21 protein-coding genes and 1 tRNA gene are annotated in these 20121 nt (G+C 42.2%); 19 read left to right on the forward strand and 3 right to left on the reverse strand.

Annotated features, from left to right (window positions below; genetic code table 11):
• Nucleotides 1-73 precede the first annotated feature (73 nt).
• From purR to pflA, 3 genes are all read left to right on the forward strand, one after another.
• Nucleotides 74-901, forward strand: coding sequence for a pur operon repressor (gene purR, locus HMPREF3057_RS01355; protein WP_002874197.1), 828 nt, complete (start codon nt 74-76; stop codon nt 899-901).
• Between the two features lie 66 nt (nt 902-967).
• On the forward strand, nt 968-2224 hold the full coding sequence (locus HMPREF3057_RS01360) for a diaminopimelate decarboxylase (protein WP_070696066.1): 1257 nt from the start codon (nt 968-970) through the stop codon (nt 2222-2224).
• A gap of 120 nt (nt 2225-2344) precedes the next feature.
• The gene (gene pflA, locus HMPREF3057_RS01365; protein ID WP_001288281.1) at nt 2345-3139 is read left to right on the forward strand and encodes a pyruvate formate-lyase-activating protein; all 795 of its coding nucleotides are present in this window, start codon (nt 2345-2347) and stop codon (nt 3137-3139) included.
• Between the two features lie 71 nt (nt 3140-3210).
• On the opposite strand, the gene yidC is transcribed toward pflA, so the two are convergent.
• Nucleotides 3211-4140, reverse strand: coding sequence for a membrane protein insertase YidC (gene yidC / locus HMPREF3057_RS01370; RefSeq protein WP_049479479.1), 930 nt, complete (start codon nt 4138-4140; stop codon nt 3211-3213).
• A 77-nt stretch (nt 4141-4217) separates the two neighbouring features.
• A complete protein-coding gene (locus tag HMPREF3057_RS01375) occupies nt 4218-4496 on the reverse strand; it encodes an acylphosphatase (RefSeq protein WP_001174609.1) in 279 nt (92 codons plus the stop codon).
• A gap of 33 nt (nt 4497-4529) precedes the next feature.
• Between HMPREF3057_RS01375 and HMPREF3057_RS01380 the strand changes: the two genes are divergently transcribed.
• The 11 genes from HMPREF3057_RS01380 (at nt 4530) to HMPREF3057_RS01425 (ending at nt 13319) form a co-directional block, all read left to right on the forward strand.
• Entirely contained in the window at nt 4530-5270 is a 741-nt protein-coding gene (locus HMPREF3057_RS01380) for a TrmH family RNA methyltransferase (protein WP_008289068.1), read from the forward strand.
• Nucleotides 5271-5324: 54 nt separating this feature from the next.
• Entirely contained in the window at nt 5325-6008 is a 684-nt protein-coding gene (locus HMPREF3057_RS01385) for a Bax inhibitor-1/YccA family protein (protein ID WP_001076870.1), read from the forward strand.
• Between the two features lie 109 nt (nt 6009-6117).
• Nucleotides 6118-7110, forward strand: a complete 993-nt coding sequence (gene asnA, locus HMPREF3057_RS01390; RefSeq protein ID WP_000747998.1) for an aspartate--ammonia ligase — start codon at nt 6118-6120, stop codon at nt 7108-7110.
• Nucleotides 7111-7174: 64 nt separating this feature from the next.
• Entirely contained in the window at nt 7175-7714 is a 540-nt protein-coding gene (gene rsmD / locus HMPREF3057_RS01395) for a 16S rRNA (guanine(966)-N(2))-methyltransferase RsmD (RefSeq protein WP_000706942.1), read from the forward strand.
• Nucleotides 7704-8192, forward strand: a complete 489-nt coding sequence (coaD, locus tag HMPREF3057_RS01400; RefSeq protein WP_070696068.1) for a pantetheine-phosphate adenylyltransferase — start codon at nt 7704-7706, stop codon at nt 8190-8192. Before rsmD ends, coaD begins: the two co-directional genes overlap by 11 nt.
• A complete protein-coding gene (locus HMPREF3057_RS01405) occupies nt 8176-9213 on the forward strand; it encodes a SepM family pheromone-processing serine protease (protein ID WP_070696070.1) in 1038 nt (345 codons plus the stop codon). Before coaD ends, HMPREF3057_RS01405 begins: the two co-directional genes overlap by 17 nt.
• 55 nt (nt 9214-9268) lie before the next feature.
• Nucleotides 9269-9499: a DUF1146 family protein gene (locus HMPREF3057_RS09875; RefSeq protein ID WP_080980999.1), complete on the forward strand. Its 231-nt coding sequence runs from the start codon at nt 9269-9271 to the stop codon at nt 9497-9499.
• Between the two features lie 23 nt (nt 9500-9522).
• Complete coding sequence (gene murA, locus HMPREF3057_RS01410; RefSeq protein WP_000411918.1) at nt 9523-10806, forward strand: UDP-N-acetylglucosamine 1-carboxyvinyltransferase; 1284 nt, start codon at nt 9523-9525, stop codon at nt 10804-10806.
• On the forward strand, nt 10793-10987 hold the full coding sequence (locus tag HMPREF3057_RS01415) for a DNA-directed RNA polymerase subunit beta (RefSeq protein ID WP_000739701.1): 195 nt from the start codon (nt 10793-10795) through the stop codon (nt 10985-10987). The genes murA and HMPREF3057_RS01415 overlap by 14 nt, the downstream gene beginning before the upstream one ends.
• Nucleotides 10988-11027: 40 nt before the next feature.
• Nucleotides 11028-11852, forward strand: coding sequence for a DNA/RNA non-specific endonuclease (locus tag HMPREF3057_RS01420; RefSeq protein ID WP_000358998.1), 825 nt, complete (start codon nt 11028-11030; stop codon nt 11850-11852).
• Nucleotides 11853-11987: 135 nt separating this feature from the next.
• On the forward strand, nt 11988-13319 hold the full coding sequence (locus HMPREF3057_RS01425) for a hemolysin family protein (protein ID WP_070696073.1): 1332 nt from the start codon (nt 11988-11990) through the stop codon (nt 13317-13319).
• 132 nt (nt 13320-13451) lie between these two features.
• On the opposite strand, the gene HMPREF3057_RS01430 is transcribed toward HMPREF3057_RS01425, so the two are convergent.
• Nucleotides 13452-13522 (reverse strand) — tRNA-Cys (locus HMPREF3057_RS01430).
• 298 nt (nt 13523-13820) lie between these two features.
• Between HMPREF3057_RS01430 and HMPREF3057_RS01435 the strand changes: the two genes are divergently transcribed.
• From HMPREF3057_RS01435 to HMPREF3057_RS01455, 5 genes are all read left to right on the forward strand, one after another.
• Nucleotides 13821-15800: a peptide ABC transporter substrate-binding protein gene (locus HMPREF3057_RS01435; protein ID WP_070696075.1), complete on the forward strand. Its 1980-nt coding sequence runs from the start codon at nt 13821-13823 to the stop codon at nt 15798-15800.
• Between the two features lie 66 nt (nt 15801-15866).
• The gene (locus tag HMPREF3057_RS01440; protein WP_049520606.1) at nt 15867-17363 is read left to right on the forward strand and encodes an ABC transporter permease; all 1497 of its coding nucleotides are present in this window, start codon (nt 15867-15869) and stop codon (nt 17361-17363) included.
• Nucleotides 17363-18289 carry an oligopeptide ABC transporter permease OppC gene (oppC, locus tag HMPREF3057_RS01445; protein WP_000103938.1) on the forward strand — a complete coding sequence of 309 codons (927 nt, stop codon included), beginning with the start codon at nt 17363-17365 and terminating at the stop codon, nt 18287-18289. The genes HMPREF3057_RS01440 and oppC overlap by 1 nt, the downstream gene beginning before the upstream one ends.
• 8 nt (nt 18290-18297) lie before the next feature.
• A complete protein-coding gene (locus HMPREF3057_RS01450; RefSeq protein WP_000159699.1) occupies nt 18298-19365 on the forward strand; it encodes an ABC transporter ATP-binding protein in 1068 nt (355 codons plus the stop codon).
• 10 nt (nt 19366-19375) lie between these two features.
• On the forward strand, nt 19376-20121 hold a 746-nt coding region (locus tag HMPREF3057_RS01455), incomplete at its 3' end, for an ATP-binding cassette domain-containing protein (RefSeq protein ID WP_257370556.1).

Below are 20121 nucleotides of genomic sequence, written 5' to 3' on the forward strand. Positions count from 1 at the left end.
ATAATGTTCGTTTTTTTATGTGAATATGGTATAATGGATAAAATATCAAAATTAAATGGAATGGTAAATAAAAATGAAATTAAGAAGAAGTGATCGGATGGTTGTCATTTCCAACTATTTGATTAATAATCCATACAAACTAACCAGTCTCAATACCTTTGCAGAAAAGTACGAATCTGCTAAATCATCGATTTCAGAGGACATCGTGATTATCAAGCGTGCCTTTGAGGAAATCGAAATCGGTCATATTCAGACTGTGACGGGAGCAGGTGGTGGCGTTATCTTTACACCATCAATCTCGAGTCATGAAGCCAAAGAAATGATCGCAGACTTGCGTGACAAACTTTCAGAAAGCGACCGTATCTTGCCAGGTGGCTACATCTACCTGTCTGATTTGCTCAGTACACCTGCCATTTTGAAAAATATTGGGCGCATCATTGCCAAGAGCTTTATGGACCAAAAAATCGATGCCGTTATGACAGTAGCAACTAAAGGGGTTCCGCTCGCAAATGCAGTTGCCAATGTCCTCAATGTTCCATTTGTCATTGTGCGCCGTGACTTGAAAATTACCGAAGGTTCAACGGTCAGCGTCAACTATGTTTCAGGTTCCAGCGGTGACCGCATTGAGAAAATGTTCCTTTCAAAACGCAGTCTCAAGGCAGGCAGTCGTGTCTTGATCGTGGATGACTTCCTGAAAGGTGGCGGAACTGTCAACGGGATGATTAGTCTCTTGCGTGAGTTTGATTCAGAGTTGGCTGGTGTCGCAGTCTTTGCAGACAATGCCCAAGAAGAACGTGAAAAGCAGTTCGATTACAAGTCACTCTTGAAAGTAACCAATATTGATGTTAAGAACCAATCCATCGATGTTGAGATTGGAAATATCTTTGACGAAGACAAATAAGAGATAGAACTAAAGGTTGGAACGATTGTCCCAGCCTTTCTTTGCAAATAGAATAGAAAGATGCTTATGAAAACACCATTTATCAGCCGTGAAGATTTAGAAACAATTGTTGCAGAGTTCCCGACTCCCTTTCATTTGTATGACGAGAAGGGGATTCGTGAAAAAGCAAGAGCCGTCAACAAGGCCTTTTCTTGGAATAAGGGATTCAAAGAATATTTTGCCGTCAAGGCCACTCCAACCCCAGCCATCTTGAAAATCCTCCAAGAGGAAGGTTGCGGTGTGGACTGCTCTAGTTATGTAGAGCTCTTGATGAGCCACAAACTGAATTTCCCCGGTTCTGAAATCATGTTCTCTTCAAACAATACCCCAGACCAAGAGTACGCTTATGCGCGTGAATTGGGTGCAACCATTAACTTGGATGCCTTTGAAGATATTGAACATCTAGAGCGAGCAGCAGGTATTCCAGAAATTATCTCTTGTCGTTACAATCCTGGAGGTGTTTTTGAACTGGGTACCGACATTATGGACAATCCAGGAGAAGCCAAGTTTGGGATGACTAGGGACCAGCTTTTTGAAGCCTTTGCGATTTTGAAGGAAAAAGGAGCCAAGACTTTTGGGATTCACTCTTTCCTAGCATCCAATACTGTCACCCATCTCTACTACCCAGAGTTGGCGCGTCAGCTTTTTGAATTAGCCGTTGAAATCAAGGAAAAGTTGGGTATTTCGCTAGACTTTATCAATCTTTCCGGCGGTATTGGTGTCAACTATCGCCCAGACCAGGAGCCAAATGACATCGCTGTGATTGGTGAGGGAGTTCGTAAGGTTTATGAGGAAGTCCTCACACCTGCAGGACTTGGTCAGGTCAAGATTTTTACTGAATTAGGCCGCTTTATGTTGGCGCCTCACGGAGCTTTGGTCACAAGAGTCACTCATAAGAAAAAAACCTACCGTACCTATCTGGGCGTGGATGCCTCAGCAGTCAACCTCATGCGCCCCGCCATGTATGGAGCCTACCACCATATCACCAATCTGACCCATCCAGATGGACCAGTTGAGGTGGTAGATGTGGTTGGTTCACTCTGTGAAAACAATGATAAATTTGCAGTGAACCGCGAACTACCTCATACAGAAATCGGTGATTTGCTAGTGATTCATGATACAGGTGCACATGGATTCTCCATGGGTTACCAGTACAATGCCAAACTACGCTCGGCAGAAATCCTCTATACCGAAGAAGGAAAAGCCCGCCAAATCCGCCGTGCAGAGCGTCCTGAGGACTATTTTGCAACCTTATATGGTTTTGATTTTGAACCGGATCACTAAGAGGGAATGAAAATGAAAGTGAAAAACAGATTGCTTTCTAAAAAATAGACAAAAAACCTTGTTTTTCACCTTACTCGTGATATAATAAAACTATAAAACGGTTTCAAGGAAGGTGACGATATGTCTGAAGAAACAATTGACTATGGACAAGTGACAGGAATGGTGCATTCGACAGAGAGTTTTGGGGCGGTAGATGGCCCTGGGATTCGGTTTATTGTCTTTTTGCAGGGCTGTCACATGCGTTGCCAGTACTGCCATAACCCAGACACATGGGCTATGGAGACCAATAAATCACGCGAACGGACAGTAGACGATGTCTTGACAGAAGCCCTTCGCTACCGTGGTTTCTGGGGAGACAAGGGAGGAATCACTGTCAGTGGTGGAGAAGCCCTCTTACAGATTGATTTCCTAATTGCCCTCTTTACCAAGGCCAAGGAAAAAGGAATCCACTGTACCTTGGATACCTGTGCCCTTCCGTTCCGTAATAAACCACGTTATCTCGAAAAGTTTAATAAACTCATGGCGGTAACAGACTTGGTTCTTCTGGATATCAAGGAAATCAACGAAGAACAGCACAAGATTGTCACAAGCCAAACCAATAAAAACATCTTGGCCTGTGCCCAGTACCTATCAGATATCGGGAAGCCTGTTTGGATTCGCCACGTGCTGGTTCCAGGATTGACAGATAGAGATGAGGATTTGATCGAACTTGGTAAGTTTGTCAAGACCCTCAAAAATGTTGACAAGTTTGAAATCCTACCTTATCATACGATGGGAGAATTCAAGTGGCGTGAACTTGGGATTCCTTATTCGCTTGAAGGGGTCAAACCTCCAACAGCAGACCGTGTCAAGAATGCCAAGGAATTGATGGATACAGAAAGTTACCAAGATTACATGAAACGTGTTCATGGATAAAAAAGAAGCCTGATGGAGACATCGGGCTTTTGTGATGCAAAAAGACTTAGCCTCTCAGCTAAGCCTTTTTCTTATTTTCTAGAATGTTGTTTACCAGCATTGCGTTTTTTATGTTTCTTATTAGTCATGATCGCAGTTGCTTGGTTTGGAGTGACATCTTTGCGTCCGCCTCCAGTTGAAAATGAACTTGCTTTTGGTGGGTTTTTTGCAAATTCTTCACGAACTTTTTTGCGGAGTTTTGGACGAACAACATAGTTAACGATGAACTGTTGGAGAATCATCATGAAACCACCGACAACCCAGTAAAGCGTCACACTGGCTGGTGCGAAGAGGGAGAAGACGACAATCATGAGTGGACTCACGTAAATCATTCTTTTTAGTTGATCTCTTTGCATCTCGTCTTCTACTCCATGAAGTGAAAGAAGTGATTGGAGATAGTAGAGGATACCAGCGAAAGCGACAAGGAGCAGACTTGGTGAACCAAGATCGATACCCAAGAAGGTAGAGCTAGCTACCCCGTCAGTGTATTGGGCTGCAAAGTAGATAGCAGAGAAGAAAGGCATTTGAATGAGGATAGGGAAACATCCTACACCACCGAACATGCTAATGCCATGTTCTTTCTGAGCTGCAAAGAGAGCTTGTTGTGCTTCTAGTTTTTCTTCTTGAGTGGTTGCTTCTTTGAGACGTGTTTGATGTGGTTCAAGCACGTGTTTGAGGGCATTCATCTTTTCAGAGTGAAGCGTTGCCTTCCATGATTGGTAGATACCAAGTGGCAAGATAATCAAGCGCACGATGATGGTTACGATGATGATAGCCACACCAAAGCCTAGACCTTTATCAGTAGCGAAGTACTTGATAGCTTCAGCCATAGGTGCTCCGATGGTATTCCAAATCAATCCTGTAGGTTGTCCTGTGGCTTTGTCTACTTGGACACAGCCTGTCAAGACGAGTAGCATAGCCACTCCCATAGCAGAGAGGGCAAAACGTTTAATAGATTTCAATGTTTTCATTCCTTCTTTAAAAATTATACCTTTCTATTCTACTGTTTTTTTGTAAAATATACAATAGTTCTAGAGACCTAATTTGCGACTTTGAAGTCCGAATAGGATGAAAAGTTGCTCATTTGTACATCTAGATAGGTAACTTTTGAAAAAGGTGTCGGACCTTTTCGGATTTCTTGGATAAATTTTGCCATAGTGGCAGAGGAGTCTGCCTGAGCAAGAATTTCCACTGTGCCATCGTCGTTATTCCAGACACGACCAGTGATGCCACCGATTTCAAGAGCTAAAGTAACAACACCCCAACGAAAACCAACACCCTGCACCCTGCCTTGGGCAATCATTCTAACCTTTTGCATACCAAACCCCTTTGATTGTGTTATAATATTTCTATGACTATTATAACCTCAAAAGCCAATTCTGTGGTAAAAAATGCCAAGAAATTACATCAAAAAAAATATCGAAAGTCTGCTTATTTGATTGAAGGCTGGCACTTATTCGAAGAAGCTGTTCAAGCAGGAGTGACGATTGAAAAGGTCTTTGCCCTAGAAAGTTACCGAGATCAGCTAGTTGCTTTTCCTCAAACTATTTGGGTTTCAGAGGAGATTTTGCTAGATTTGGCAGATACGCAAACTCCTCAAGGCATTGTTGCAGTGATTCAAAAAGAAGAAGTGGGACTGCCTGATCTCCATCAGGGCAAGTATCTATTTTTAGAGGATGTTCAAGATCCTGGTAATGTGGGCACCATGATTCGGACGGCGGATGCGGCAGGTTTTACAGGGGTTATTGTTTCAGACAAGTCAGCAGATATATACAGTCTCAAGACCCTGCGTTCCATGCAAGGAAGTCATTTTCATTTGCCTATCTATCGTATGCCTCTTGTCAGCTTTGTAGAAGAGGCAAAGAAGAGCAATTTGCCCATTCTGGCAACGACCTTATCGAGAGAGTCAAAGGATTATCGTGAGCTTTCTTCACTAGAGAACTTTGTTTTAGTCATGGGAAATGAAGGGCAGGGGATTAGTTCTGTCATGGCTGAGAGTGCTGATCAGCTGGTTCATATTGGCATGAAAGGCCGAGCAGAAAGTCTCAACGTAGCAGTTGCAGCAGGAATTTTGATGTTTTATTTTAGCTAATTTATAAAATCTTTGTTATAATCAAGACATATTTATAGAAAAAGGAGAATCAGAATGAATCAAACGATTATTCAAGAACGTTCAGGTCTTAATCAATTTTACGCTAAGGTTTATGCTTTTGTGGGACTTGGGATTGGTCTATCGGCTCTCGTGTCAGCTTTGATGTTGACAGTCTTTCAGTCCCAATTAGTCTACTTTTTAATGCATGGCCGTCTCTGGTTGATGATTGCAACTTTTGCAGAACTTGCTCTAGTCTTTGTTGCAAGTAGCATGGCTGCAAAAAATAGCCCAGCAGCTCTCCCAGTATTTTTAGTTTATTCTGTTTTAAATGGTTTTACCCTTAGCTTTGTCGTAGCCTTCTATACACCTGGGACCGTCTTATCAGCCTTTGTATCCAGCGCCCTTCTCTTCTTTGTCATGGCGGCAATCGGAATTTTCACTAAGAAAGATTTGAGTGGAATGGGCCGAGCTTTGATGGCGGCGCTTGTTGGTCTCATCATTGCCATGGTTGTGAATCTATTTTTAGCCAATAGCTTCTTTGACTACATGATTAGTATTGCCATGGTCTTGGTCTTCTCAGGTTTGATTGCTTGGGATAACCAAAAGATTCGCTATGTTTATGAACAGTCACGAGGACAAGTAGCGACAGGATGGGTCATCTCAATGGCGCTTAGCATCTACCTAGACTTTATCAACCTCTTCCTTAGCATCTTACGAATCTTTGGTCGAAACGATTAATGAATGTCAGAGTCAGTGTTCAAAAGAGCACTGACTTTTTCTTATTTACTCTTTTCTTTTCTTGGAAATAGGTGTATAATGCTTTTAACTAATTTTTGAGGAGCTGTTTATGAAGAAAAGTTTTATTCATCAACAAGAAGAAATTTCCTTTGTTAAAAATACCTTTACCCAGTATTTGAAAGATAAGTTAGAAGTTGTTGAAGTTCAAGGTCCTATCTTGAGCAAGGTCGGAGATGGGATGCAGGACAACCTGTCAGGTGTCGAAAATCCAGTATCTGTCAAGGTTTTGCAGATTCCAGATGAAACCTATGAAGTCGTTCACTCACTTGCCAAATGGAAACGCCACACCTTGGCTCGTTTTGGTTTCGGTGAAGGTGAGGGTCTATTTGTTCACATGAAGGCCCTTCGTCCAGACGAAGATTCGCTTGATGCGACCCACTCAGTTTATGTGGACCAGTGGGACTGGGAGAAGGTTATCCCAAATGGTCAACGCAATATCGCCTATCTCAAAGAAACCGTTGAGAAGATTTACAAGGCTATTCGTCTGACAGAGCTAGCCGTAGAAGCCCGCTATGATATCGAATCCATCTTGCCAAAGCAAATCACCTTTATCCATACAGAAGAGTTGGTAGAACGTTACCCAGACTTGACACCAAAAGAGCGTGAAAATGCAATCTGTAAAGAGTTTGGTGCAGTCTTCTTGATTGGTATCGGTGGCGAGTTGCCTGACGGAAAACCTCATGATGGCCGTGCACCTGACTACGATGACTGGACAACAGAGTCTGAAAATGGCTACAAGGGGTTGAATGGCGATATTCTCGTTTGGAACGAATCTCTTGGTTGTGCCTTTGAACTTTCATCAATGGGGATTCGGGTAGATGAGGATACCCTTCGTCGCCAAGTGGCTCTTACAGGAGACGAAGATCGTCTTGAGCTGGAATGGCATAAAGCCCTGCTTAACGGCCTTTTTCCACTGACAATCGGTGGAGGGATCGGACAGTCTCGGATGGCCATGTTCCTTCTTCGTAAGAAACACATCGGAGAGGTTCAGACCAGTGTTTGGCCTCAAGAAGTTCGCGATACGTACGAAAATATTTTGTAGAGAATCGAACCGCAAGGTTCGGTTTTCTTTCTCTTTTTGCCTATAATTTGGTATAATAAACGGTATGAAAATCGTATCAGGAATCTACGGAGGGCGTCCCCTCAAGACGCTAGAAGGCAAGACGACGAGGCCGACATCAGATAAGGTGCGTGGAGCTATCTTTAACATGATAGGTCCCTATTTTGAGGGTGGTCGTGTTTTGGATCTCTATGCTGGCAGTGGTGGTTTATCCATCGAGGCAGTCTCGCGTGGGATGTCCCATGCTGTCTTAGTGGAGCGGGATCGAAAGGCGCAAGCTATTATCGCTGAAAACATCCAAATGACCAAGGAAGTTTCCAAATTTCAGCTCTTAAAGATGGAGGCTGAACGGGCCTTGGAGCAAGTAAAAGATCCCTTTGACCTGGTCTTTTTAGATCCTCCCTATGCCAAGGAACAAATCGTTGCAGATATCGAGAAAATGGCAGAAAGAAACCTTTTCTCCGAAGAGGTCATGGTTGTCTGTGAAACCGATAAGTCTGTAGAACTCCCAGAAGAAATCGCCTGCTTAGGTATCTGGAAGGAAAAAATATATGGGATTAGTAAGGTGACAGTCTATGTCAGATAAAATTGGATTATTTACAGGATCATTTGATCCGATGACAAATGGACATCTGGATATGATTGAACGTGCCAGCAAACTTTTTGATAAGCTCTATGTCGGGGTTTTCTACAATCCCCACAAACAAGGTTATCTCCCCGTTGAAAATCGCAAACGAGCAGTTGAAAAAGCCGTAGAACATTTAGAAAATGTAGAAGTCATGGCTTCTCATGACCAATTAGTTGTTGATGTTGCAAGAAGACTGGGAGCTAAAACTCTTGTCCGTGGCTTGCGGAATGCTACAGACTTGCAATACGAGTCTAGTTTTGACTACTACAATCATCAACTGGCTCCAGAAATCGAAACCATTTACCTATATAGTCGCCCAGAGCATCTTTATATTAGCTCTTCAGCCATGAGAGAGCTCCTGAAGTTTGGTCAGGAGATTCAGCAATATGTCCCAAACAGTGTTGTGGAGGAATTAGAACATGAAGAAAAAAACTAGATGGCCCTTATATGCCATCCTAGCACTAGTATTGACTTTTTTAGCCTTTGTAGTACCTTTGCCCTACTACATAGAAGTTCCAGGTGGAGCGGAAGATATTCGTCGCGTTTTGAAAGTCAATGAAACAGAAGACACAGAAGCAGGAGCTTACCAGTTTGTAACAGTCGGCATTCGACACGCAACCCTGTCGCATCTTGTCTATGCTTGGTTAACACCTTTCACAGATATTAGAAGTGCCAAGGAGACTACGGGTGGCTCTACTGATGCAGAGTTTATGCGGATCAATCAGTTCTACATGCAAACTTCTCAAAATATGGCCAAGTATCAAGGACTGAAGACAGCTGGTAAGGATATCGAACTCAAGTACTTGGGAGTTTATGTCTTAACTGTGACGGATAATTCAACTTTTAAGGGCATTCTGAATATTGCAGATACCGTGACGGCTGTTAATGACAAAACATTTGATAGTTCAAAAGACTTGGTCGACTATGTTAATTCTCAACAATTAGGGGATACGGTCAAGGTAACCTATGAAGAAGACGGAAAAGTCAAGTCTGCTGAAGGTAAAATTATCACTCTCGAAAACGGGAAAAACGGGATTGGGATTGGTTTGATTGACCGTACGGAAGTGACCAGTGATGTTCCCATTCGCTTCTCTACAGCTGGTATCGGCGGGCCAAGTGCTGGTCTCATGTTTAGTCTCGCTATTTACACCCAGATAGCAGATCCAGGACTTCGTAATGGCCGCATCGTTGCGGGAACAGGAACCATTGATCGGGACGGAAATGTTGGCGACATTGGTGGAATTGACAAAAAAGTAGTTGCAGCCTCTCGTCAGGGAGCCAACGTCTTTTTTGCTCCTGACAATCCAGTCACCGAGGAAGCGAAAAAAGCAGATCCTAATGCGAAAAGCAACTATGAAACAGCCCTAGACGCCGCCAAAGCCATCAAGACAGAGATGAAAATCGTGCCCGTTAAAACCTTGCAGGATGCGATTGATTACCTTAAAAACAACCCCTAATTCGTAGAAAAATCGAAAACTAGCGCGCAAGCGGATAAGATGGTATAATAGTCAAATGGTTCAATTATTATTCACTCTAAGCAGTCATATGCTCTTTATTTATTTGAGTTTTTACCTTTTAAAGGATCTTGTGAGATGGGAAAAGGTTTTAAAAGTAACTGCTATTAACACAAAAAAAGTTCGTTTGTTGGTAGGCTTTTTTAGTATTGTAATGGGCTACATCTTGAGTTCGTTCTTTATCAGTTTGTACCAACTGTGGCAAGAAGCGCTTAGAGGACTATTATAAAATCAAAAGTAAAGGAAACAGCTATGGAAAAAATTGTGGTTCAAGGCGGAGATAATCGTCTGGTCGGGAGTGTGACGATCGAGGGAGCAAAGAATGCAGTCTTGCCCTTGTTGGCAGCGACTATTCTAGCAAGCAAGGGTAAGACAGTCTTGCAGAACGTCCCAATCTTGTCAGATGTTTTCACCATGAATCAAGTGGTTCGAGGTCTGAATGCCAAGGTGGACTTTGATGAGGAAGCTCATGTTGTCGAGGTTGATGCGACTGGTGATATCACGGAGGAAGCTCCATACAAGTATGTCAGCAAGATGCGGGCATCCATCGTTGTCTTGGGACCAATCCTTGCTCGTGTAGGCCATGCCAAAGTTTCTATGCCAGGGGGATGTACCATCGGGAGTCGTCCCATCGACCTCCACCTCAAAGGTTTGGAAGCTATGGGGGCAAAGATTACCCAGACAGCTGGTTACATCGAAGCTAAGGCAGAACGCCTGCATGGCGCTCATATCTACATGGACTTCCCAAGTGTTGGCGCAACACAAAACCTCATGATGGCGGCAACTCTAGCTGATGGAGTGACGGTCATTGAAAATGCTGCGCGTGAGCCAGAAATTGTTGACCTCGCTATTCTCCTTAATGAGATGGGAGCTAAGGTCAAGGGAGCTGGTACCGAAACCATCACAGTGACTGGTGTCGAGGAACTCCATGGAACAACTCATAATGTGGTACAGGATCGTATCGAAGCAGGAACCTTTATGGTGGCGGCAGCTATGACTGGTGGAGATGTTCTCGTTCGTGATGCCGTCTGGGAACACAATCGCCCCTTGATTTCAAAACTACTTGAAATGGGTGTTGAAGTGACAGAGGAATCAGAAGGTATCCGTGTTCGTTCTCAACTTGAAAATCTCAAGGCTGTTCATGTAAAAACCTTACCGCACCCAGGATTCCCAACAGATATGCAGGCACAATTTACAGCTCTGATGACCGTCGCAAAAGGGGAATCCACCATGGTGGAGACGGTGTTTGAGAATCGCTTCCAACACTTGGAGGAAATGCGCCGTATGGGCTTGCATTCAGAGATTATCCGTGACACAGCTCGTATTGTTGGGGGACAAGCTTTACAGGGGGCAGAAGTTTTATCAACGGACCTTCGCGCTAGTGCTGCTTTGATTTTGACAGGTCTGGTGGCACAGGGAGAAACAGTTGTTGGTAAGCTAGTTCACCTTGATAGAGGTTACTACCGTTTCCATGAGAAATTGGCTCAGCTAGGAGCGAAGATTCAGCGAATCGAGGCAAATGATGAAGAAGAATAAAAACTTACGCTATGTACTCCGTCGTTTACTGTTGATTTTTATCGTACTATTGCTAGGCTTTCTGGCTTTAGGAATCGGCTTGATGGTTGGCTATGGTATCCTAGGAAAGGGACAGGATCCATGGGCTATCTTGTCTCCAGCAAAGTGGCAGGAATTGATTAGCAAATTTACAGGAAATTAGGCTGGGAGACCAGTCTTTTTCTAAAGAAATAAGGAGAAAAATGGATAAAAAAACAAGACAAGCTCTGATAGGGTTACTTATATTCTTACTCTTGGCTGCTGGAAGCTACTATATCAAGCAGATGCAGACAGCGCCAAACACCCCTAGAACCAAGGTTAGTCAGAAAAAACAAGCTTCAGAAGCTCCCAGTCAGGAGCTGGCTGAAAGTGTCTTAACTGAGTTAATCAAAAACCAAATCAAGGGGGGGCTTGAGTGGAATGGAGCAGGAGCCTTTATTGTCAATGGCAATAAAACCAATCTAGATGCCAAGGTTTCTAGCAAACCCTATGCGGATAATAAAACAAAGACAGTGGGAAAAGAAACAGTTCCAACGGTTGCCAATGCCATCTTATCCAAAGCGACTCGGCAGTATAAAAATCGTGAAGAGACTGGAAATGGCTCCACCTCTTGGACGCCACCAGGATGGCATCAGGTCAAGAATCTAAAGGGGTCCTATACACATGCAGTTGATAGAGGACACCTGCTGGGTTATGCTTTGATAGGTGGTTTGGATGGTTTTGATGCCTCTACCAGCAATCCCAAGAATATTGCAGTTCAGACAGCTTGGGCTAACCAAGCGCAGGCTGAGGATTCGACAGGTCAGAACTACTATGAGAGTTTGGTCAGAAAAGCCTTGGACCAAAACAAGAGGGTCCGTTATCGCGTGACGCTCCACTATGCGACAAATGAGGACCTAGTTCCATCCGCTTCACAAATCGAAGCCAAGTCTTCAGATGGCGAATTGGAATTCAATGTCCTAATCCCCAATGTTCAAAAGGGAATCCAGCTTGATTACCGAACAGGGCAAGTAACAGTGACGGACTAGAAACAATAGATACTATAAAAACAGCTCCTTTGTCTTTTAGAGGCAGGGGAGCTGTTGTTTAAATGAAAAATAATGTGAATCCTGAGAGATTTTATGATATAATGAAACACAAGATACTATTTTAGGAGAAGGACTATGGAAGACCCGAGCAGTCAGAATTTGTTGCTACAGTTTGTATTGTTATTTATCTTGACCTTGTTAAATGCTTTTTTCTCAGCCACTGAAATGGCAATGGTGTCACTAAACCGTTCCCGAGTTGAGCAAAAAGCAGAAGAGGGAGACAAACGTTACGTCCGTTTGTTAAAGGTACTTGAAAATCCTAACCACTTTTTATCAACCATTCAAGTCGGTATCACCTTGATCACGATCTTGTCAGGGGCAAAATTGGCAGATACACTTGGACAAGTAATTGCCTCTTGGATGGGGAATGGAGAAACAACTTATGCCATTGCAAGTTTCCTCTCTTTGGCATTCTTGACCTACATCTCTATTGTTTTTGGTGAACTCTATCCTAAACGGATTGCCCTTAATCTAAAAGATGCCTTAGCCATTCGCTCTGTTCCGATTATCATTGGGCTTGGGAAGATTGTCAGTCCCTTTGTCTGGTTGTTATCTGCTTCAACCAATCTCTTGAGTCGTTTAACGCCAATGACCTTTGATGATGCGGATGAAAAAATGACTCGAGATGAAATTGAGTACATGTTGACCAAAAGTGAGGAGACTTTGGATGCAGACGAAATCGAGATGTTACAAGGGATCTTCTCTCTAGATGAGCTGATGGCGAGAGAAGTCATGGTTCCTCGGACAGATGCCTTTATGGTGGATATTCAGGATGATAGTCAAACCATTATCCAAAGTATTTTAAAACAAAACTTTTCCCGTATCCCAGTTTATGATGGGGATAAGGACAATGTGATTGGTTTGATTCATACCAAGCGTTTGCTAAACGCTGCCTATGCAGATGGCTTTGAAAATATTGTCTGGAAGAAGATCTTACAAGATCCACTCTTTGTTCCTGAAACCATTTTTGTGGATGACTTGCTAAAAGAATTGCGAAATACCCAAAGACAAATGGCCATTTTGCTCGATGAATATGGTGGTATGGCTGGTTTGGTAACTCTGGAAGATCTTTTAGAAGAGATTGTCGGTGAGATTGATGACGAGACCGATAGGGCAGAAATCGAAGTCCATCAAATCGGTGAGGACACCTATATTGCACAGGGAACCATGAATCTTAACGACTTCAATAACTACTTTGGTGTCGAACTAGAAAGCGATGATGTGGATACCATCGCCGGTTATTATTTGACGGGTGTTGGTACGATTCCAACCACTGAGAAAATCAGTTACCAACTGGTCAGTCAAAACAAGCAAGTCGTCCTGACCAACGATAAGGTGAAAAATGGACGTGTTACCAAGGTAAAAGTTCAAATCACAGAACTAGAACCTGAAGAAGAAACAGAATAAAGCAGTGACTTGAGTCACTGCTTTTTGTAAATCTAGATGGTAGGTTCAGTTATCCCACTTATTAGGAATAATAAAAAAGCCCGGTTTTACGAGCTTTTCATTTGGTTAATTCCTGTTAATTCAGGTACTGAAAGGCGGTAGACGGATTTGAACCGACGATCAAGCTTTTGCAGAGCCGTGCCTTACCACTTGGCTATACCGCCTCAACGTTTATTATTATACCTTGAAAATCATTTCTCGTCAATAGTTTCTTATTCTAAAATCCAATTTAGGAAAACAGATGATGATCGAAGAAGTGAGAAAAAGCTTGTAAAAATCCCGTTCTAAAGAGGGTTGGACTAGAAAGTATTTCTTGCAGAAACAAACAAAGAATGCAAGAATTTTGACAAATAGAAGTTTTTTGAGGAAATGCGCCTAAATATTCTGAAAATTCGTTTACTTTTTAAAAAATATATGTTATAATTTCCAATAAGCCTAAATTTTTCAAGAGGAGTTAAAAACATGAAAAAAAGTAGAGTATTTGTTGCAGCAGGAGTTGCTTTATTAGCAGCAGGAGTACTAGCTGCTTGCGGTTCTTCAAAATCATCTGATTCAACAGCGCCAAAAAATTATGGCTATGTTTATTCAGCTGACCCAGAAACTTTGGATTACCTCATTTCAGGGAAACAAAGTACTAAGATTGCCACTTCAAATGGTATCGATGGACTCTTCACAAACGACAAGTATGGGAATCTAGTCCCTGCAGTTGCAGAAGACTGGTCAGTTTCAAAAGACGGTTTGACTTATACCTACAAGATTCGTAAAGGAGTCAAATGGTTCACATCTGACGGAGAAGAGTATGCTGAAGTGACAGCCAAAGACTTTGTAAATGGTTTGAAACACGCAGCTGATAAAAAATCAGAAGCAATTTACCTAGCAGAAAATTCTGTTAAAGGATTGTCTGATTATTTAGCAGGTAATACAAAAGACTTTTCTTCAGTAGGTGTAAAGGCAGTTGATGATTATACTCTTGAGTATACTTTGAACCAACCAGAACCATACTGGAACTCTAAGATGGCCTACGCAATCTTCTGGCCATTGAACGAAGAATTTGAAAAATCAAAAGGATCTGACTTTGCTAAAGCGACTGACCCTACATCATTGCTTTACAATGGACCATTCTTGCTGAAAGGTTTGACTGCTAAGTCATCTATCGAGTTCGCTAAGAATGAAAACTACTGGGATAAAGATAATGTTCATATTGATAAAGTAACCCTTGCTTACTATGATGGTTCAGACCAAGAGTCAATTGAACGTAACTTTACAAGTGGAGCTTATAGCTATGCCCGTCTTTACCCAACAAGTTCAAACTACTCTAAAGTAGAAGAAACCTACAAGGAAAATATCTTCTACACCCCATCAGGACCTGGTATTGGTGGTTTGGGTGTGAATATTGACCGCCAAGGTTACAAATACACTTCTAAGACAACTGATGAAGAGAAGACTTCTACTAAGAAAGCCCTCCTTAACAAGGACTTCCGTCAAGCCTTGAACTTTGCCTTTGACCGTACGTCTTACTCAGCTCAAGTAAATGGTAAAGAAGGTGCTCCTCGTGCCGTTCGTAACCTCTTTGTAAAACCTGACTTTGTCTCTGCAGGTGAAAAAACTTTCGGTGACTTGGTAACTGAAAAGATGGCTGCTTACGGTGATGAGTGGAAGAATGTAAACTTTGCGGATGGTCAAGATGGACTCTTCAACGCCGATAAAGCCAAAGCTGAATTTGCCAAAGCCAAAACAGCATTGGAAGCAGAAGGTGTAAAATTCCCTATCCATTTGGATGTTCCAGTAGACCAAACAGCTAAAAACTATATCGCACGTATTCAATCCTTCAAACAATCCGTTGAAACAGTGCTTGGAGAAGGCAATGTAGTCATCGATATCCAACAAGTTTCTAAAGATGAGTTTACTAATATTACCTACTATGCGGCGAATGCAGCAGCAGAAGACTGGGATCTCTCAGGTGCCGTTGGATGGAACCCTGACTATGAAGATCCATCAACTTACCTTGATATCTTGAAGACAACGAATGCTGAACAAACAAAAACATACATGGGTTACGAAGGTGCGGATAATGCTGCAGCAGCTCAAGTTGGTTTGAAAGAATACGATAAGCTAGTTGATGAAGCTGCTAAAGAAACAAGCGACTTGAATGTTCGTTATGAAAAATACGCAGCTGCTCAAGCTTGGTTGACAGATAGCTCACTCATCTTGCCAGCTATGTCATCAACTGGTGCTGCACCATTCATTTCTCGTGTTGTGCCATTCTCTGCATCATATAGCCAATCTGGAGACAAAGGCTCAGATGTATACTTCAAGTATATTCAGTTACAAGACAAGGTTGTAACCAAAGCTGACTATGAACAAGCTCGTGAAAAATGGCTCAAAGAGAAAAAAGAATCAAACGAAAAAGTTCAAAAAGAATTGGCTAATCACGTTAAATAAATAACTCTCAAGAGAACTTTCTCTCCATGAGGAGAAGGTTCTTTTGGGATTTTAAAAGGAAACGATATGAAGAAATATATTTTTATGCGTGTATTGCGTTCATTGTTGTCTATTTTCTTGGTGACAACCTTGACCTACACAATTATCTATACGATGGTTCCTCGAAAATTGATTTTCAAGCAGGATACCAACTATAACAAGATTGCAACGACGCCGGACAAGCGGGATAATTATGAAAATACCGTTTATGAACGGATGGGCTATATCGAGTACTACGATACCAAAGAGTTGCAAGAAAGAGCGAGCACGATGGATTCGTCTGTAACAGTGGATGCCAATGATACCAATAAGGCAATCTACGAAAAATACATCAACCAACTAGGAAATGGTTGGACACTCGGTGTGTTCTCAGAAAGTGGTCAATTCTATGCTACGCGTGAAATTCCAATTTTTGAACGTGTTTTCAAATTCTATGCCAACTTGATTGATATTGATCATCCAAACAAGATCCAGGACCCTGAAAATCCAAACTTGGAACGCTATCTTCGTTTTGAAAATGACCCTGCTATCGGTTGGTCATTGGTTGGCTCAGGTACAAAACATAAATACCTTTTGTATTTCAACAATCAATTTCCATTTGTACACCAAAACTTTGTGAACATTAACTTGGGTGACTCTTACCCAACTTATGCAAACACACCAGTGCTTCAAGTTATCACACAAGGTCAGGGACAAACTAAGACATCAGAAGTTCAATTCCCTACAGGTAAAAAGACTTCATCTGTAGATATCTACTCTCGTACCTACAAATCTCCAAGTCAAGCAGATGCGCGTGAGGTAGCCAACTATGGTAAGGATGATCCATATACAGCTACAGAAAGCAATTACCAATACCCATCAATGATTGCAAGCTCAGCGGTTGCTGGTTTGATTGGTTTGATTATTTCTTATGCGATTGCGATTCCACTTGGATCTGCTATGGCTCGCCACAAGAATACTTGGATTGATAGCTTCTCGACAGGTGCTCTAACCTTCTTGCTTGCTCTTCCAACGATTGCCTTGGTTTACATCGTGCGTTTGATTGGATCATCTATTGGTCTGCCTGATTCATTCCCTATCTTGGGGGCTGGAGATTGGCGTTCTTATGTCTTGCCAGCAGTTATTCTAGGTTTGTTGGGTGCACCAAGTACAGCTATCTGGATTCGTCGTTACATGATCGACTTGCAATCTCAGGACTTCGTTCGTTTTGCTCGTGCAAAAGGTTTGTCTGAAAAAGAAATTTCAAATAAACACATCTTTAAAAATGCCATGGTTCCTTTGGTTTCAGGTATTCCTGGTGCCGTAATCGGGGTTATCGGTGGTGCAACATTGACAGAAACGGTCTTCGCTTTCCCAGGTATGGGTAAAATGTTGATTGACTCTGTTAAGGCATCAAACAACTCAATGGTAGTTGGTCTTGTCTTCATCTTCACATGTATTTCTATCTTCTCACTCTTTGTAGGGGATATCTGGATGACCATGCTTGATCCACGTATTAAATTGACAGAGAAAGGAGGCAAATAATGTCAACAATCGGAAAAGAAAAATTTCAGTTCGTAAAACGTGACGATTTTGCCTCTGAAACAATTGACGCCCCTGCCTATTCATACTGGGGTTCTGTATTTAGACAATTTCTAAAGAAAAAATCAACAGTCCTTATGTTGGGGATTTTGGTTGCCATTATCTTGATGAGCTTTATTTACCCAATGTTCTCAGATTTTGACTTCAACGATGTAAGTAAGGTCAATGACTTCTCTGCTCGTTTTATCAAGCCCAATGCTGAACATTGGTTTGGTACAGATAGCAATGGTAAATCCTTGTTTGACGGGGTTTGGTTTGGTGCGCGTAATTCAATTCTTATCTCTGTAATTGCCACTTTTATCAACCTTGTGATCGGGGTTATTGTTGGTGGAATTTGGGGAATTTCAAAATCCGTTGACCGCGTCATGATGGAAGTTTATAACATTATTTCAAACATTCCGTCTCTCTTGATTGTCATTGTCTTGACTTACTCAATTGGTGCTGGTTTCTGGAATTTGATTTTTGCCATGAGTGTGACAACTTGGATTGGGATTGCTTATATGATTCGTATCCAAATCATGCGTTACCGTGACTTGGAATACAACCTTGCTTCTCAAACACTTGGGACACCAACCTTTAAAATCATCGTTAAAAATATCATGCCACAATTGGTATCCGTTATTGTTTCTACGATGACCTTGATGTTGCCAAGCTTCATCTCTTATGAAGCCTTCCTTTCCTTCTTTGGATTGGGATTGCCTGTAACAGTGCCAAGTTTGGGACGTTTGATCTCAGATTACTCACAAAACGTTACGACCAACGCTTACTTATTCTGGATTCCGTTGACAACCTTGATCTTGGTGTCCCTATCTCTCTTCGTTGTTGGTCAAAACCTAGCGGATGCTAGTGATCCACGTACACATAGATAGGAGTAGACATGACAAAAGAAAATAATGTAATTTTGACTGCTCGTGATATTGTCGTGGAATTTGACGTTCGTGACAAAGTTCTGACAGCTATCCGAGGAGTTTCTCTGGACCTGATTGAAGGGGAAGTTCTTGCCTTGGTAGGTGAGTCCGGTTCTGGTAAATCTGTTTTAACAAAAACCTTTACAGGGATGTTAGAAGACAATGGACGTATTGCCCAAGGAAGCATCGACTATCGTGGACAAGACTTGACCGCTCTTACTTCTAACAAGGAATGGGAGAAGATTCGTGGTGCTAAAATTGCGACTATCTTCCAAGACCCTATGACAAGTTTGGACCCAATCAATACAATCGGTAGCCAAATCACTGAAGTTATCGTTAAACACCAAGGGAAAACAGCTAAGGAAGCCAAAGAGATGGCAATCGACTATATGAATAAGGTCGGAATTCCAGACGCTGAAAAACGTTTTGATGAGTATCCTTTCCAATATTCTGGAGGGATGCGTCAACGTATCGTTATCGCGATTGCCCTTGCCTGTCGTCCAGATATCTTGATCTGTGACGAGCCAACAACGGCCCTTGACGTTACCATTCAAGCGCAAATCATTGATTTGCTTAAAACCTTGCAAAATGAGTACCACTTTACCATTATCTTTATCACCCATGACCTTGGTGTGGTAGCAAGTATTGCCGATAAGGTAGCGGTTATGTATGCTGGTGAAATTGTAGAATACGGAACTGTTGAGGAAGTCTTCTACGACCCACGTCATCCATATACTTGGAGTCTCTTGTCTAGCTTGCCTCAGCTTGCTGACGATAAAGGGGAATTGTACTCTATCCCAGGAACACCACCGTCTCTTTATACTGAGTTGAAAGGTGATGCCTTTGCCCTTCGTTCAGATTATGCTATGCAAATTGACTTTGAACAGAAAGCACCTCAGTTTTCAGTCACGGATACCCACTGGGCTAAGACTTGGTTGCTTCATGAGAATGCTCCTAAAGTTGAAAAACCTGGAGTCATTGCAGATTTGCATGACAAGATTCGTGATAAAATGGGCTTTGCTCATCTAGAAGACTAGGAGGAAGGAAATGTCTGAAAAATTAGTAGAAATTAAAGATTTAGAAATTTCCTTCGGTGAAGGAAGTAAGAAGTTTGTCGCGGTTAAAAACGCCAACTTCTTTATCAACAAGGGAGAAACCTTCTCTCTTGTAGGTGAGTCTGGTAGTGGGAAAACAACCATTGGTCGTGCTATTATTGGTCTAAATAATACTAGTAAAGGTGAAATCATCTTTGATGGTCATAAAATTAATGGGAAAAAATCTCATAAGGAATCATCAGACTTGATCCGTCGCATCCAGATGATTTTCCAGGACCCTGCAGCCAGCTTGAATGAGCGTGCAACAGTTGACTATATCATCTCTGAAGGTCTTTACAACTATCACTTGTTTAAAGATGAAGAAGATCGAAAAGAAAAAGTTCAAAAGATGATTCATGAAGTTGGACTTTTGAAAGAACACTTGACCCGTTACCCACACGAGTTTTCTGGTGGTCAACGCCAGCGTATCGGGATTGCCCGTGCTCTTGTGATGGAACCTGATTTCGTTATTGCGGATGAGCCAATTTCAGCCTTGGACGTATCAGTGCGTGCGCAAGTCTTGAACTTGCTCAAGAAGTTCCAAAAAGAGTTGGGCTTGACCTATCTCTTTATCGCCCATGACTTGTCAGTTGTTCGCTTTATCTCAGATCGTATCGCGGTTATCTATAAGGGAGTTATCGTCGAAGTGGCGGAGACAGAGGAGTTGTTTAACAATCCTGTCCACCCATACACTCAAGC

The sequence above is a fragment of the Streptococcus sp. HMSC072D05 genome (genome assembly GCF_001815805.1).
In the GTDB taxonomy this organism is placed as follows: Bacteria; Bacillota; Bacilli; order Lactobacillales; family Streptococcaceae; genus Streptococcus.

Excerpts from the sequence above, each read along its gene's own strand:
- purR (WP_002874197.1), top strand. The coding sequence starts at position 74 with ATGAAATTAAGAAGAAGTGATCGGATGGTTGTCATTTCCAACTATTTG.
- HMPREF3057_RS01360 (WP_070696066.1), top strand. The coding sequence starts at position 968 with ATGAAAACACCATTTATCAGCCGTGAAGATTTAGAAACAATTGTTGCA.
- pflA (WP_001288281.1), top strand. The coding sequence starts at position 2,345 with ATGTCTGAAGAAACAATTGACTATGGACAAGTGACAGGAATGGTGCAT.
- HMPREF3057_RS01375 (WP_001174609.1), bottom strand. The coding sequence starts at position 4,496 with ATGCAAAAGGTTAGAATGATTGCCCAAGGCAGGGTGCAGGGTGTTGGT.
- HMPREF3057_RS01380 (WP_008289068.1), top strand. The coding sequence starts at position 4,530 with ATGACTATTATAACCTCAAAAGCCAATTCTGTGGTAAAAAATGCCAAG.
- HMPREF3057_RS01385 (WP_001076870.1), top strand. The coding sequence starts at position 5,325 with ATGAATCAAACGATTATTCAAGAACGTTCAGGTCTTAATCAATTTTAC.
- asnA (WP_000747998.1), top strand. The coding sequence starts at position 6,118 with ATGAAGAAAAGTTTTATTCATCAACAAGAAGAAATTTCCTTTGTTAAA.
- rsmD (WP_000706942.1), top strand. The coding sequence starts at position 7,175 with ATGAAAATCGTATCAGGAATCTACGGAGGGCGTCCCCTCAAGACGCTA.
- coaD (WP_070696068.1), top strand. The coding sequence starts at position 7,704 with ATGTCAGATAAAATTGGATTATTTACAGGATCATTTGATCCGATGACA.
- HMPREF3057_RS01405 (WP_070696070.1), top strand. The coding sequence starts at position 8,176 with ATGAAGAAAAAAACTAGATGGCCCTTATATGCCATCCTAGCACTAGTA.
- HMPREF3057_RS09875 (WP_080980999.1), top strand. The coding sequence starts at position 9,269 with ATGGTTCAATTATTATTCACTCTAAGCAGTCATATGCTCTTTATTTAT.
- murA (WP_000411918.1), top strand. The coding sequence starts at position 9,523 with ATGGAAAAAATTGTGGTTCAAGGCGGAGATAATCGTCTGGTCGGGAGT.
- HMPREF3057_RS01415 (WP_000739701.1), top strand. The coding sequence starts at position 10,793 with ATGAAGAAGAATAAAAACTTACGCTATGTACTCCGTCGTTTACTGTTG.
- HMPREF3057_RS01420 (WP_000358998.1), top strand. The coding sequence starts at position 11,028 with ATGGATAAAAAAACAAGACAAGCTCTGATAGGGTTACTTATATTCTTA.
- HMPREF3057_RS01425 (WP_070696073.1), top strand. The coding sequence starts at position 11,988 with ATGGAAGACCCGAGCAGTCAGAATTTGTTGCTACAGTTTGTATTGTTA.
- HMPREF3057_RS01435 (WP_070696075.1), top strand. The coding sequence starts at position 13,821 with ATGAAAAAAAGTAGAGTATTTGTTGCAGCAGGAGTTGCTTTATTAGCA.
- HMPREF3057_RS01440 (WP_049520606.1), top strand. The coding sequence starts at position 15,867 with ATGAAGAAATATATTTTTATGCGTGTATTGCGTTCATTGTTGTCTATT.
- oppC (WP_000103938.1), top strand. The coding sequence starts at position 17,363 with ATGTCAACAATCGGAAAAGAAAAATTTCAGTTCGTAAAACGTGACGAT.
- HMPREF3057_RS01450 (WP_000159699.1), top strand. The coding sequence starts at position 18,298 with ATGACAAAAGAAAATAATGTAATTTTGACTGCTCGTGATATTGTCGTG.